The sequence below is a fragment of the Paracoccus sp. TRP genome (genome assembly GCF_000185925.1).
GTDB classification, from domain to species: Bacteria; Pseudomonadota; Alphaproteobacteria; order Rhodobacterales; family Rhodobacteraceae; genus Paracoccus; species Paracoccus kondratievae.
Map to the genome: position 1 here is coordinate 28,751 of NZ_AEPN01000006.1, position 13,250 is coordinate 42,000.

The 13,250-nt window shown below is 61.2% G+C and carries 16 protein-coding genes; 7 read left to right on the forward strand and 9 right to left on the reverse strand.

The window, feature by feature from the left end; all coding sequences use genetic code 11:
• Nucleotides 1–5: 5 nt before the first annotated feature.
• The 3 genes from grxD to PARACOCCUSGL_RS0105355 form a co-directional block, all read right to left on the reverse strand.
• Nucleotides 6–368 carry a Grx4 family monothiol glutaredoxin gene (gene grxD, locus PARACOCCUSGL_RS0105340; RefSeq protein WP_010393910.1) on the reverse strand — a complete coding sequence of 121 codons (363 nt, stop codon included), beginning with the start codon at nucleotides 366–368 and terminating at the stop codon, nucleotides 6–8.
• Nucleotides 369–420: 52 nt separating this feature from the next.
• Nucleotides 421–663, reverse strand: a complete 243-nt coding sequence (locus tag PARACOCCUSGL_RS0105345) for a BolA/IbaG family iron-sulfur metabolism protein (RefSeq protein WP_010393912.1) — start codon at nucleotides 661–663, stop codon at nucleotides 421–423.
• Nucleotides 664–889: 226 nt separating this feature from the next.
• The gene (locus tag PARACOCCUSGL_RS0105355) at nucleotides 890–1,483 is read right to left on the reverse strand and encodes a LuxR C-terminal-related transcriptional regulator (RefSeq protein WP_010393917.1); all 594 of its coding nucleotides are present in this window, start codon (nucleotides 1,481–1,483) and stop codon (nucleotides 890–892) included.
• A gap of 126 nt (nucleotides 1,484–1,609) precedes the next feature.
• On the opposite strand from PARACOCCUSGL_RS0105355, the gene PARACOCCUSGL_RS0105360 reads away from it, so the two are divergent.
• Entirely contained in the window at nucleotides 1,610–2,323 is a 714-nt protein-coding gene (locus tag PARACOCCUSGL_RS0105360) for a CoA transferase subunit A (RefSeq protein ID WP_010393920.1), read from the forward strand.
• The gene (locus PARACOCCUSGL_RS0105365) at nucleotides 2,323–2,967 is read left to right on the forward strand and encodes a CoA transferase subunit B (protein ID WP_010393922.1); all 645 of its coding nucleotides are present in this window, start codon (nucleotides 2,323–2,325) and stop codon (nucleotides 2,965–2,967) included. Before PARACOCCUSGL_RS0105360 ends, PARACOCCUSGL_RS0105365 begins: the two co-directional genes overlap by 1 nt.
• 62 nt (nucleotides 2,968–3,029) lie before the next feature.
• Here the strand turns inward: PARACOCCUSGL_RS0105365 and PARACOCCUSGL_RS0105370 are convergent, their stop codons facing one another.
• Nucleotides 3,030–3,833, reverse strand: a complete 804-nt coding sequence (locus PARACOCCUSGL_RS0105370) for a helix-turn-helix transcriptional regulator (RefSeq protein WP_010393923.1) — start codon at nucleotides 3,831–3,833, stop codon at nucleotides 3,030–3,032.
• Nucleotides 3,834–3,985: 152 nt separating this feature from the next.
• Here PARACOCCUSGL_RS0105370 and PARACOCCUSGL_RS0105375 point away from each other — a divergent pair, with 152 nt between their 5' ends.
• Genes PARACOCCUSGL_RS0105375 through eutH form a run of 3 tightly spaced genes read left to right on the forward strand, consistent with a single transcriptional unit; the run spans nucleotide 3,986 to nucleotide 7,319 of the window.
• Nucleotides 3,986–4,753 carry an SDR family NAD(P)-dependent oxidoreductase gene (locus PARACOCCUSGL_RS0105375; protein WP_010393925.1) on the forward strand — a complete coding sequence of 256 codons (768 nt, stop codon included), beginning with the start codon at nucleotides 3,986–3,988 and terminating at the stop codon, nucleotides 4,751–4,753.
• Between the two features lie 27 nt (nucleotides 4,754–4,780).
• Nucleotides 4,781–6,055, forward strand: coding sequence for a D-arabinono-1,4-lactone oxidase (locus tag PARACOCCUSGL_RS0105380; protein ID WP_050804161.1), 1,275 nt, complete (start codon nucleotides 4,781–4,783; stop codon nucleotides 6,053–6,055).
• A 58-nt stretch (nucleotides 6,056–6,113) separates the two neighbouring features.
• The gene (gene eutH / locus PARACOCCUSGL_RS0105385) at nucleotides 6,114–7,319 is read left to right on the forward strand and encodes an ethanolamine utilization protein EutH (RefSeq protein WP_010393931.1); all 1,206 of its coding nucleotides are present in this window, start codon (nucleotides 6,114–6,116) and stop codon (nucleotides 7,317–7,319) included.
• An 8-nt stretch (nucleotides 7,320–7,327) separates the two neighbouring features.
• On the opposite strand, the gene PARACOCCUSGL_RS0105390 is transcribed toward eutH, so the two are convergent.
• The 5 genes from PARACOCCUSGL_RS0105390 to PARACOCCUSGL_RS0105410 all read right to left on the reverse strand — a co-directional run bounded on the left by PARACOCCUSGL_RS0105390 (nucleotide 7,328) and on the right by PARACOCCUSGL_RS0105410 (nucleotide 11,283).
• On the reverse strand, nucleotides 7,328–7,702 hold the full coding sequence (locus PARACOCCUSGL_RS0105390) for a DUF4186 domain-containing protein (RefSeq protein WP_010393933.1): 375 nt from the start codon (nucleotides 7,700–7,702) through the stop codon (nucleotides 7,328–7,330).
• Between the two features lie 24 nt (nucleotides 7,703–7,726).
• Complete coding sequence (locus PARACOCCUSGL_RS0105395) at nucleotides 7,727–8,347, reverse strand: class I SAM-dependent methyltransferase (protein WP_010393936.1); 621 nt, start codon at nucleotides 8,345–8,347, stop codon at nucleotides 7,727–7,729.
• Between the two features lie 9 nt (nucleotides 8,348–8,356).
• Complete coding sequence (gene pssA, locus PARACOCCUSGL_RS0105400; protein ID WP_010393939.1) at nucleotides 8,357–9,103, reverse strand: CDP-diacylglycerol--serine O-phosphatidyltransferase; 747 nt, start codon at nucleotides 9,101–9,103, stop codon at nucleotides 8,357–8,359.
• Nucleotides 9,100–9,783, reverse strand: a complete 684-nt coding sequence (locus tag PARACOCCUSGL_RS0105405) for a phosphatidylserine decarboxylase (RefSeq protein ID WP_010393941.1) — start codon at nucleotides 9,781–9,783, stop codon at nucleotides 9,100–9,102. The genes pssA and PARACOCCUSGL_RS0105405 overlap by 4 nt, the downstream gene beginning before the upstream one ends.
• Nucleotides 9,784–9,885: 102 nt before the next feature.
• Nucleotides 9,886–11,283, reverse strand: coding sequence for a DegQ family serine endoprotease (locus tag PARACOCCUSGL_RS0105410; RefSeq protein WP_010393944.1), 1,398 nt, complete (start codon nucleotides 11,281–11,283; stop codon nucleotides 9,886–9,888).
• 324 nt (nucleotides 11,284–11,607) lie between these two features.
• On the opposite strand from PARACOCCUSGL_RS0105410, the gene PARACOCCUSGL_RS0105415 reads away from it, so the two are divergent.
• Both PARACOCCUSGL_RS0105415 and speB read left to right on the forward strand, forming a co-directional pair.
• Complete coding sequence (locus PARACOCCUSGL_RS0105415; RefSeq protein ID WP_010393946.1) at nucleotides 11,608–11,919, forward strand: H-NS family nucleoid-associated regulatory protein; 312 nt, start codon at nucleotides 11,608–11,610, stop codon at nucleotides 11,917–11,919.
• 95 nt (nucleotides 11,920–12,014) lie between these two features.
• Nucleotides 12,015–12,971 carry an agmatinase gene (speB, locus tag PARACOCCUSGL_RS0105420; RefSeq protein WP_029371573.1) on the forward strand — a complete coding sequence of 319 codons (957 nt, stop codon included), beginning with the start codon at nucleotides 12,015–12,017 and terminating at the stop codon, nucleotides 12,969–12,971.
• Nucleotides 12,972–13,250 lie beyond the last annotated feature (279 nt).

Consider the following 13,250-nt stretch of genomic DNA (forward strand, 5'->3'; position numbering starts at 1 on the left):
CGTGGTCAGGCGTTCGCCTCGCGGATACGGTTGGCGGCATCCTTGTCATAAACGACGCCGGCCTTGTCAAAGAGCTGATCCAGCTCACCCGACAGGGTCATTTCGGTGACGATGTCGCAGCCGCCGACAAACTCGCCCTTGACGTAAAGCTGGGGAATCGTCGGCCAGTCGGAAAAGTCCTTGATACCCTGACGGATACCTTCGTCAGCAAGGACGTTCACGTCCCGATACTGGACGTTCATATAATTCAACACCCCGGCGACGCGGCTTGAGAAGCCGCATTGCGGCATCTCCTTGGTTCCTTTCATGAACAGGACGACGTCATTTGCGTCGATCGTTTCTTGAATCTGCTGGCGCGCATCGGTCATTCTGCTGGTCCTTCCTGAAGCGTCGCATAGCCGCGACGCCTGCGGTTGCTTCTCAATCAGGGGCTTTCGTGGTCAGGGCAAGCGCATGCAGCGCGCCGTTCGGGCCATCCATATGGCCGCGCAGCGCAGCGTAGACGGCGCGTTGCTGTTGCACGCGGTTCTGGCCGCGGAAGCTTTCGTCGATCACTTCTGCGGCATAGTGATTTCCGTCTCCGGCTAGGTCAGTGATGGTGATCTTGGCGTGCGGAAATGCAGCGCGGATCAGGGCTTCGATATCCTGGGCTTCCATCGCCATGGCTGGTCCTTTCACTGTTCTCCATGATGTAGGGGAAGCCTGCGCGGGCCGCAAGGTCGCCGCGACCCGCATCAGAGAGATGGGGCGCCGTCAAACCGCGGAAGGGCGCGCAGACGTTGCGATGCCTGCCGGCAGCAATTACCTGATAACCAAGATTATGTAAGTTAAATCCATTCCTGAAACTCGAAATTGTGTTACATTCCCCGTGTAAATTACTGAGTTTACTTTATCCTGTGCCGTTGTCCAGCAACCTGCGGACCAGTTCGAAACTGTTCCTCACGCCCATCTTGCGGATCATGTTTGCCCGATGCACTTCGACCGTGCGCGGCGAACAGTTCAACGACTTGGCGATCTCTTTGCTGGTAAAGCCGTTGACCAGATAACCGGCGATGCGCTTTTCAGTCGCAGTCAGCAGACTTGCCGCGCCAAGGGCCGAGTCCAAAGACGGGTCCAGCGGCCGGTATGTCCAGATCGCCAGCCGGTGCGGATCGTTTTGATCAAGGGTCCGGCCCCGACCCTCCATCCAGACGATCTGCCCCTCCTTGCGGCGCATGAAACGCTCATCATGATAAAACGGCTGCTCTTGCATCGCGCGCCGCGCCCGCTCGCCCACTAGCTCAAAATCCGTCTCACCGGGATAGAGGCAGCGCATGGATTGCCCCTCAAGCTCTTGCGGGCGCCAGCCAAAGACCTTTTCGACCATCATGCTGGCCCGGACGATCACCCGCTCGGCCAGCACCAGCGTCGCATCGGGTGCATTCTGAAAGCCCAGACTGTCGTAATCGCGGGCCAGGTGCTGCCAGCGGGGTTTCTGCTGCATGGGCGGATACCTATCGATATACGTATTCCTACGGATAGAGCATTAACCGTCCATGCGACAGGTTCTTCTTGACGGGGAGGAAACCATCCGCGCCCGTCGGGAGGATCAACGGATCGAGGCGCACTCATGACAGGATCAAACAAGATTTACCCCAGCGCGGCGGCGGCGCTGGACGGGTTATTGCAGGACGGAATGTTCATCGCGGCCGGCGGTTTCGGGCTTTGCGGCATCCCTGAACTGCTTATCGAGGCGATCTTGCAGGCCGGGACCAAGGACCTGACAATTGCCAGCAACAACTGCGGCGTGGACGGGTTTGGCCTCGGTAAGCTATTGGATTCGCGGCAGATTCGCAAGATGATCTCATCCTATGTCGGCGAGAATGCCGAGTTCATGCGCCAGTATCTTTCCGGCGAGCTGGAGCTTGAGTTCAACCCGCAGGGCACCTTGGCCGAGCGCATGCGCGCCGGTGGCGCTGGCATTCCCGGTTTCTACACCCGCACTGGCGTCGGCACTGTTGTTGCCGAGGGCAAAGAGCATAAGGAATTCGACGGCGAGACCTATATCCTTGAACGCGCAATCGTCGCCGACCTTGCCATCGTCAAGGGCTGGAAAGCGGATGAGTCGGGCAATGTGATCTTTCGCAAGACGGCGCGGAACTTCAACGTGCCGGCGGCGAAATGTGGCCGCATCTGCATCTGCGAGGTCGAGGAAATCGTGCCGACCGGCAGCCTTGACCCCGACCACATCCACCTGCCCGGCATCTATGTGCACCGCCTGATTCAGGGCCAGCACGAAAAACGCATCGAGCAACGCACGACTCGCAAGAAGGAGACCGCGTGATGGCCGGCGAAATCAAGGGCTGGGACCGCAACCAGATGGCTGCCCGCGCGGCAAAAGAGCTGCAGGACGGCTGGTATGTGAACCTTGGGATCGGCATTCCGACGCTGGTCGCGAACTTTATTCCCGAAGGCGTACATGTGACGCTGCAATCGGAAAACGGCATGTTGGGGATCGGCCCCTTTCCCTATGAGGGCGAAGAGGACCCCGATCTGATCAACGCCGGCAAGCAGACGGTGACCGAACTGCCGCAAACCGCCTATTTCGACAGCGCCGAGAGCTTTGCGATGATCCGTGGCGGCAAGATCGCCATGGCGATCCTTGGCGCGATGGAAGTGGCCGAGAACGGCGATCTGGCGAACTGGATGATCCCCGGCAAGCTGGTCAAGGGGATGGGCGGCGCGATGGACCTCGTCGCCGGGGTCGGCCGCGTGGTCGTCGTGATGGACCACACCAACAAAGCCGGTGAATCCAAGGTGCTGCGCGAATGCACCCTGCCCCTGACCGGCAAAGGGGTCGTGGACCGGATCATCACCAACCTCGGTGTGCTGGACGTGGTGCCGGGCGGGCTGAAGCTGGTCGAACTGGCCGATGGCGTCAGCGAGGCCGATCTTCGCGCAGCGACCGAGGCGACCATCATCGACTGAACAACAGCCGTGGCGGTCCGGATCACCCGGGCCGTCCCCTGCCCCTGCTTACGGACGCAGGCTCAATCGGCAAGGTGGTTGATAAATCGCTGAAACAGCTCGCCCTGACTGGAGATCCCCAGCCGGCGATAGATGTTTGAACGGTGAATCTTGACCGTGCCCTCGGTGATGCCAAGGTTTTCGGCAATCGACAGGCTGCTGTGGCCGCGCAGGATCAGCTTGGCCACTGCATATTGCGCGGGCGTCAGCTGATCTCCGAAAACCTCATGAAAGACCCGCTCGGCGACCGGACGCGCCGGCATGCCCGCCATGCCACCCGCCCCGCCAGAGATCAGCGCCCAATGCTGGCGCAGACTGGCGGCAAGGATGGGTAGCATGGCGCGCAACCGCTGAAACTCTGCCGCGTCAAAGGGCTGGCCTCCACGATTGCGCATCAGCGAATAGGTCGCGCCGAAACCGTCGGGCAGCGGGATGACAAAGCCGATTTCCTCGACCAGCGTGCCCGCCTCATCCGAGATGCAGGGATGGACCTCGCGCGACCAGGCGAAATCGGAATCATAGAACTGGTCCGGGGCCAGCTCGCGCATGCGCCATAGCCCCTCGGCCCCGGCCGAAACGCTGGCCTGATAGAACGGGTCCAGCAGATAGGCCCCGCGCAGATAGCTGCGCAGCGCGCGCCGGTCCACCGTTTCGGAATAACCGTCATGGATGACCACCGGCGCATGGCCGGTACTAAAGGCAAAGGCGCAGCTCATGTCGAAACCGGCCGCGCAAGAGGCCAGCCGGTCCAGCGCCGCGCCATAATCCGCAACGCCCGCCTTTTCGATCAGGCCGGCAACGGCACCGGAAAATTGCTCTGCAATCACCGGCCTGCCCCGGCGCGTATAACTTTCGCCATATGGAAAATCATCCCCGGCGTCCTAGGCTCTCCCTATCCGGCCAAGGAGGAGGCCGGACCCATAAGCTTTATTGACGCAGAAACAGGCCGGACAGGCAAGTCCCGGCCAAGGAGGATCATGTGACGCGACGATTGACAGGCAAGGTTGCCCTGATCACCGGAGGAGCCGGAGGCTGCGGGCTGGCCGCATCCGAGCTTTTCGCCGCCGAGGGCGCAAAGGTCGGCATCGTCGATCTGCCGCAAAGTCAGGGTGAGGCCGTGGCACAGCAGCTGCGTGATCAGGGGTATGAGGCGATCTTTGCGCCCGCCGATGTCTCGGACGCGGCGCAGGTGCAGCGCGCGGTTGAAACGGTCGAAGCCGCTTTCGGCGCGATTACCGTCCTGATGAATCACGCCGGCATTCTGGCCGCCCTGCCCTTTCTTGAGACCAGCGAAGAAGAATGGGACCGCATCATGGCGGTGAACGTGAAAAGCATGTTCCTCGTCACCAAGGCGGTGCTGCCCGGCATGATCGCAGCGGGCGGAGGCAGCGTGATCTGTACCTCGTCGATCTCGGCAGTGGTCGGCACGCCGATGGAGGTGCTCTATTGCACCAGCAAGGGCGCCTGCCACATGTTTGCCCGCGCCCTTGCGGTCGAGTTCCGCGACAGAAACATCCGCTCGAACGCCGTCTGCCCGGGCTTTATCGCCACCGCCCATGGCCTGCGCGAGATCGACTTGCTGAAACAACACGGCGTCGATGTCTCGGAAGAGGCGATTGCCGCGGCGCAGGGACGGCTGTGCCGTCCTGATGAGGTCGCCAAGGCGGCACTGTTCCTGGCGAGCGACGACTCAAGCTTTGTGAACGGCGCACATATCTTTGCCGACAATGCCTATACCGCAATATGAACCAAAAAACGACAGGGAAACAACAGGATGACACATACCTCATCGCATGGAATGACCGTCAACGATTTCGGGCTCGACCATGCGCATTGGCGCAACTGGGTTGGCAACCAATCCTGCGTCCGTGCGGCCCGCGCAGCCCCGACAAGCGAGGATGAACTTTGCGCCCTGATCGCCGAGGCTGCAGGCAAGGGTATGAATGTGCGTGTCGCGGGTTCGGGCCATAGCTTTACCCCCGTCGCCCTGACCAGCGGTCTGCATCTGACGCTGGCCAATATGAAGGGCGTCAAACATATCGACCATGACAAGCGCCGCGTCACCGCCGCCGCCGGCACCACGATCAACGAGCTGGTCAAGGTGCTGAAGGCCGAGGGCCTGTCGATGATCAACCAGGGTGATATCGACAGTCAGGCGCTGGCGGGGGCGCTGACCACCGGTACGCATGGCACTGGTGCGCGGCTGCCTGTCCTTGCCGATGCAATCGTCGGGATGAAACTTGTGCAACCGGATGGTTCGATCCTGACGGTTGACGAAAGTACGCCCGACCTGCTGCTTGCCTCACGCGTATCGCTGGGGGTGCTGGGCGCTATTTCGGAAATGACGCTGCAACTTCGCGACAGCTACAACCTGCGCGAAAGGATCTGGCGCGAAGATTTCGAAGCCGCGATGGATATGCATGACGAGCTGGCCGAAAAGCATCGTCATTTCAGCTTTTTCTGGTGCCCCTATGAGGAAAGCCGGCATTGCTATTGCCTGCCCGACACCTCGGCGACCTCAAAGACCGGTCGCACCACCGATGTCTGCGAGATGAAGGTTATGGACATCTCGGATGATCAGCCCTTTGAGGCCGGGTTTGAAAAGGTCGCCTATAGTTCTGACGTGTATCCCATTGAATATATCGCGAATTTTCACGAACTGGAGTATGCGGTGCCGCGTCAGCACGGCAAGGATGCGATGCGGGCGGTGCGCAGGCTGATGCTCGAATCCTTCCCCGAGGCGATCTATCCGGTCGAATACCGCTTTACCGCCGGGGACAAGGCATGGATGAGCCCGTTTTACCAGCAGGACAGCGTGACCGTCTCGGTCTCGGGCGAGCCGGGAAAGGACTACTGGGACTATCTGCGCGCGGTGGACCGCATCCTGCGCGATTACGGCGCCCGGCCGCATTGGGGAAAAATGCATTTCCTGACCGGCGAGGACGTGACCGAAATCTATCCGCGCGCCAATGAGTTTCGCGCACTGCGCCGCAAGCTGGACCCGCAGGGGATCTATCTCAACGACCATCTGAGCCAGCTTTTCCGCTGACAGCACGAACAGGCGGGAGGGGAGACCCGCCCATTCCCAAAGGGAGGGGAAAGGAAACATGGCCCATATCGGGACATTCGTCATCTACATCATCATGGCGTCGGCCGTGATCGGGGCAATCGCCTCGATCATCGACAGCGAAAGCCCGCTTGGACGGGAATTCAGCGCCGGGCTGCACGCCATCGGCCACATCTTTATTCCGGTCGCGGGGATCATGGCCTCGATCCCCTATCTGTCGGCCTTTGTGGATGTGGTGATCGGACCGGTCTTTCAGTCCGTCAACGCTGATCCGGCCATGGCTACCACCTCGCTTATCGCGGTGGACATGGGCGGCTATCAGCTGGCCAAGGCGCTTGCCCAATCACCCGAGGGCTGGATCATGGCCTCGATCACCGGCTTTATGGCCGGGGCAACGATCATCTTCACGATCCCGGTCGGGCTGGCGATGCTCGACAAAGAGGATCACCAATACATGGCCGTCGGCATCATGTGCGGGCTCTTGTCGATCCCGGTCGGGGTGCTGACCTCATGCCTTGCGCTGGAGCTGATGCAGGTCGCCATCCGCCCCGAGATCGAGGCGACCGGCCCGGCCAGTTATCAGCTTGCGTTGGGGACCGGGCAGGTCCTTGCCAATATTGCGCCGCTTATCGTCTTTTGCGGGGTACTGGCGGCGGGGCTGAAGCTGTTTCCAGCTTTGATGATCCGGCTGTTTCTGGATTTTGGCCGGCTTATGTATGCAGCAATCACAATGGTTCTGGTGTTTTCCATCGTTGAGTATTTCACCGGCGTCTTTACCTGGCTGTTCGGCCATTGGGGCTTTGCCCCGATCATCGCCGATGCCGAGGATCAGTTCCGCGCGCTGGAAATCGCGGGCTATATCGGCATCATGCTAAGCGGCGCATTCCCGATGGTCTGGATGCTGAACCATTTCCTGCAAAAGCCCATGCAATGGGCTGGCGCACGGCTTGGCCTGTCATCGGCGGGAACGGCGGGCCTGCTGGCAGCCTCGGCCAATGTGCTGGCGATGTTCCGGCTGATCAAGGAAATGCCGCCGCGCGACAAGGTGCTGGTCATCTCATTCGCGGTCTGCGGGGCCTTCATGTTCGGTGACCATCTGGCGTTCTCGGCGAATTTCCAGCCGACGATCATCCTGCCCCTGCTTTTGGGCAAACTGGCCGGGGGGATCACCGGCTTTGCCCTGGCACTGTGGATCCTGAATTCGCAGACCCGGCAAAAGACCGTCATGAACGGGGCCAAGCCCTAAGCGGGCCCTTACGAATGCGAGCGAGGATCGACCGTCATCTGGCGGTCGATCCAGCACATCAGCAAGTCAACGAGCTGCGCCTGCTCGTCGGGGCTAAGAGCCCGGCCGGGGGGAATGTGATGCCATTTCTCGAGACATGAGCGGCAGCAGCAGGCGGTCGCATGTTGGGCGACAAAGACCGGATGACCGCGCATCGGCGTCTGGCGGCCATCATTGCGCGGATGGGCGGGCGCCAGCCTTGCGGCGATGAAATCGCGGGCATGGGCGGCGATGGTGTCGCGGCCCTTGGCCTCGGCATAGGCGCGCTCTTTCTGACCAAGGCGAAAGCGGCTGCGAAACGCCGAACGGCCAAGCCGGTCAAAGATATCCTCTTTCGCCGTCATACCCACAGCCCGCAAGACGCCCGCCTAGGCCAGACGCTTGCCCAGCACCAGAAAGGTCATCATCCCCAGAGGCGGCAGGGTACGGCGCTCTTCCAGGGTCAGGCACTCCTCTCCCAGCACCGTCTCGATACGGAAATCCGAGTGCCAGCCAATCGTGTTGGCCAAGGGTGCAAACAGCCGTTCAAGCCGCGCCAGAGTGCCATCTTCGCGGGCAAAGTGATTGGTGATGACGACCTGGCCGCCGGGTTTGCAGACCCGCGCAATCTCGGCCATCACGCGCTCGGGCTCAGGAACAACGGACAGGACATGCATGGCCGTCACGGTGTCGAAATGGTTGTCGGGAAAATCCAGCTTGCGCGCATCCATCTGCTGCAGTTCTTCGACCTGAGTCAGACCCTGCTGCTGCACCTTGGCGATGGCCTTGTCGAGCATGTCCTGACTAAAGTCGATGCCGGTCACCCGCATGTCACGGTTGTAATGCGGCAGGGACAGCCCGGTGCCGACGCCGACCTCAAGCACGGTCCCACCACGGCGGTTGATATATTCGACCGCACGCCGCCGCCCGATATTGGTTACGGCACCAAAGGTACGGTCATAGACCGGGGCCCAGCGGGAATATGAGGTTTGGACGGCTTCGATATCCATAGGCGTTCCTTATCGGTTTGACGGATGTTCGCAGTCGATCCAGGCCCAGATGACAATGGCGATGTAGCCAAGGCAGATCGCGATCAGCGTTTCCCATGCAAAGGTCAGCAGCGCCGCACCGACAAAGGCCACGCCGACAAGAAAAAACTTGACGTTCTCACGCGAAATCCGGGTTGTCTTGAAAGACCATGTGGGGATGCGGCTGATCAGCAAAAGGCCGATCGCAATCATGTAAAGGCAGATCAGCAAAGGTGGCAGCACGGGCCGGTCGGCAAAGGCAAACGACAGATACATGGGCAGCATGACGAGCAGCGCCCCGGCAGGCGAGGGCACGCCCTGAAAATAGGCGCTGCAGCCCTGTGTCTCTTCGGTTTTGGTCGAGACGTTGAACCGTGCCAGCCGGATCACGCAGCAGACGGCAAACAGCAGCACGCAGATCCAGCCCAGGCTGCGGAAATCCTGCAAGGCCCAGAAATACAGCAAGAGCGGCGGCGCGACGCCGAAATTCAGAAAATCGGCCAACGAATCCAGCTCGGCCCCCATCTTGCTGGCGGTGCCCAGCAGCCGGGCGATGCGTCCGTCGATGCCGTCAAGAATGCCCGCCGCAAAGATCAGCAGAACGGCCAAGGTGTATTCGCCCTGCACGCCCAATCGGATGGCCGTCAGCCCCGCGCCGACCGCCGCGATGGTCAGCACATTCGGCAAAAGCTGAAACAACGAGAATTCGGCCTGCGGGCCAGAGGGCTGTTCGGTCATGCACCCCCTCCCTCACCAAAGGCGTCGAGCCTGGCGATGACCGTCTCCCCCGCGATCATGGTCTGGCCGATCTGGACCAGCGGCACGACGCCCGGCGGAAGATAGACATCCAGCCGCGAACCAAAGCGGATCAGGCCGAAACGCTCGCCCCGCTGCAACCGGACCCCGGGCTTGACAAAACAGACGATGCGCCGCGCCACGAGGCCCGCGATCTGCACCACCGCCAGTTCGCGCCCGTCAGTCAGGCGCAGACGCAGGCTGTTTCGTTCATTATCGGCGCTGGCCTTGTCGAGCGAAGCGTTGAAGAACCTGCCCGGACGATAGGCAACAGTCAGCACCTCGCCCTCTGCCGGCGTGCGGTTCACATGGCAGTTAAAAACGCTCATGAACACACTGACACGGGTTAAAGGCGTCGCGGCCATCCCCAGTTCTGGCGGAGGCACCGCAGGTTCGATCAGCGAAACGATGCCGTCTGCCGGGCTGACCACCAGTCCGGGGCGCACGGGCGGCACCCGTTCAGGATCGCGAAAGAAGTAATAGCACCAGATGGTCAACCCGACGCCGATCCAGCCAAGCGGCCTCCACAGCAGAAAGAGCATCAGCGTTGCCACAGCAAAGGCCGCGACAAAACGGATGCCCTCGCGGTGCATCGGCTTGATGACGGTGTCGCGCATCCGCATCCGGCAGCCCTCCCCCGGCTGATCCCCCGCGCCAGTCATAAAGGGATTGGCCCGGCACGCAATAGCGCAGACTGCCATAGATGCAGCCGGGCCAAAGGGCGTTTATCCCTCCAGGATGGTCAGCATCCGGCGCCCGTCGCGGACCAGTTCGACCACCAGCGGCAGGCGACCAGCGCCCAGCACCTCGGTCAGCGCCTCAAGCGTAGGCACCGGGCGGCGGTTGATTGCCAGGATCATATCGCCCGGACGGAAACCGCGTTGTTCAGCCGCACTGCCGGGAGTGACACTTTCGATCTCAAGCGCACCCGGCCCGCCCTCAAGCCGGCGTTCACGCAATTGCAGACCGGCAAGCGGCGTGCCCTCCAGCAAGGCGCTGGCTGCCTCGGCCCCGTCGCGGATGGTTGCGGTCAGCTCAAGCTCTTCGCCGTCGCGCAAAACGGTCAGGGTCATGTTGTCCCCAACCGAGAGCAGCCCGATATGGTTGCGGAAATCCGCGCCGTTGCGCAAAGCCGCGCCATCGACCGCCCGCACCACGTCCCCCGCCTGCAAGCCCGCCGCATCAGCGGCCGAGCCGGGCTCGACGCTGGCGATGACTGCGCCGCTCTGGATCACATCCTCGACCCCAAGGGCCGAGGCCAGATCCGGGGTCAGATCCTGTACGGTGACCCCCAGCAGGCCGCGACGCACCTCTCCATGCTCCAGAAGCTGCTTCATGATCGCCATGGCCATATCGGCGGGAATGGCAAAACCGATGCCGATATTGCCGCCCGCCGGGGCAAGGATCGCGGTATTCACACCGATAAGCCGACCCTTGCTGTCAACCAGCGCCCCGCCCGAGTTGCCGGGGTTGATCGAGGCATCGGTCTGGATGAAATCCTCATATCCGTCGCGGCTGATCCCGGTGCGGCCAAGCGCGCTGACCATGCCCGAAGTCACAGTCTGGCCCAGTCCGAATGGGTTACCGATCGCCATGACATAGTCGCCAACCTTTACCGCATTCGAATCGGCAATCTCGACCGCGGTCAGATCCCCGGCCTTGACCTGCAACAGCGCGATGTCCGTCGCAGGGTCGCTGCCGATCAACTCGGCCTTCAGGGTGCGGCCGTCCTTCAGTGTGACGGTGATCTCAATTCCGTCCGCGATGACATGGTGGTTGGTCAGCACATAGCCCTGGGCTGCATCGACGATGACACCAGAGCCCGCGCTCATGCGCTGACGGCGCATCGTCTCGGGCGGCAGGTTGAAAAAGCGGCGAAAGAACGGGTCGTTGTAAAGCGGGCTCACCGCCACAGCGGTTTCCGAGCGAACAGCGATATTGACCACTGCCGGCGTCACCTTCTCAAGCACCGGAGCGGCGGTCAGGACGCCGCGTTCGTCAAGCGTGAAGGCCGAACTGTCGGCCAGGCCCTTCTGCGGCGCCAGGGGGGCGGCGATCAGGGTCAGAAGACAAAGGGCAGTGCTCAGCGCACGGCGCGTTTGCGGCATCGGACGGAAAGGCATGGTCTGTCCCTCATGGTTGCGCGAATGGGGCAGCCCCGATCCTGAAGCCGACCCGGCCGGAATTTATCGCGACTTACGCCACCAGAGTCGAGCCATCACTGTAAAATCGGTACAGGACCGGTGCCGATGATATTCCCGCAAATTACTAATATGAAACCTCACTGCCATACCGGAAAAATTGTACAAAAGGTGAATTCGATATCCGCTTTCCTTAATTGACAATGAGATAACTGCACGTCAAAACCAATTATGTCGTGTTTCCGGGCAGTTAAAGCCACATCATATACTAACCACCACAAGCTTGTCACATCAAGGGGGCTGATAATGGCTGATCTCGACCTAAATACCATGTCGTTGAACGAGCTCAGGCAATTGCTTAAGGACGTTGACCGGGCGATTGATCAATATGACTCCCGCCGCAAGGCCGAGGCCCGCACCAGGGTCGAACAGATCGCCAAAGATTTCGGCTTTTCGCTGGGCGAACTGGTGCAGGCAGCGCAGGAAAAGTCTGTCAGCATTCCACGCTATCGTCACCCCGAGAACCCCGAGCTGACCTGGAGCGGTCGCGGCCGCAAACCGCGCTGGATCATTGAGGCTTTGAACTCAGGACAGTCGCTCGACAAATTCACGATCTGAACCGCTCCCGCTTCCGGCCGCAGGACAAGGTATTTGCGAATCAACGCCAGCACCGTCCATGATGCCGCTCGTAGCCATTGGATTATGAGGCGCTGATGCCAAAGCAGTTGCATGAACCTGTCGATGCCGCTTTGGTGCCGCGTTTTGCGGGACATGCGACCTTTATGCGTCTGCCGGCCTTGACCAGCGCCGAGGGGTTGGATGTTGCCCTGATCGGCATCCCTTGGGATGGCGGTACCACCAATCGCCCCGGCGCCCGTCATGGCCCGCGCGAGGTGCGCAACCAGTCCAGCCTGATGCGTAAGGTGCACCACGTCACCGGAGTAGCCCCTTATGAGCGGCTGGCGGTGGCAGATCTGGGCGATCTGGTCGTGCAGCCCATCGACCTGATGGCGGCGCTGGAACAGATTGAGGCGGGCATCGCCGGTGTCTGCGCCGCAGGCGCTCTGCCCCTCAGCGTCGGCGGCGATCACCTGACTACATTGCCGATACTGCGCGCGATCCATAAGGCGCAGCCCGAACCCGGACCATTGGGGCTGGTACAGTTCGACGCCCATTCCGACACCAACGACAGCTATTTCGGCGACAATCCCTATACCCACGGCACCCCCTTTCGCCGCGCCATCGAAGAGGGCGTGCTGGACCCCCGGAGAGTCGTGCAAATCGGCATTCGCGGCTCGGTCTATTCGGCGGACGAACACCAATGGGCCAAGGATCAGGGCATCCGCATCATCTATATCGAGGAATGTGATCGCCGCGGCCCCGGGGATGTCATGGCCGAGGTACGCGACCTGATGGGCGATGCGCCGACCTATGTGACCTTTGACATCGACAGCATCGACCCTTCGATGGCCCCCGGCACCGGCACGCCCGAGATCGGCGGCCTGACCACGCGTGAAGCACAGGCCATGGTCCGCGGCCTTGCCGGGCTGAATATCGTTGGCGCCGATGTAGTCGAAGTCTCGCCCCCCTTCGATCAGGGCGGCATCACCGCACTGACAGGTGCGACCATGCTTTTTGAACTGCTTTGCGTCCTGGCCAGCAACCGCTGAGATATGCCACGCAGCCTTGCGGACGAAAGATGCGATGTTCGTTTTCGCGCTGATTGTGCGCAAACGCACATACCCGCACCTGTGCGAATGATACAGATTCGCGCGCTAGTAGGTTAACCAGTTCCCTGTCACCTTTTTTGACTGCGGATTTATATTTCCATAGACATTGATTACAGACTGAATTCTGCCCTGTTCCCACGTGGAACGGGGCCTTTTGCAAAGTAGGACCGTCCCCCGGCACAGGGGCGCGGTTTGCCACGGAACTGTCGGCAAGGCGTT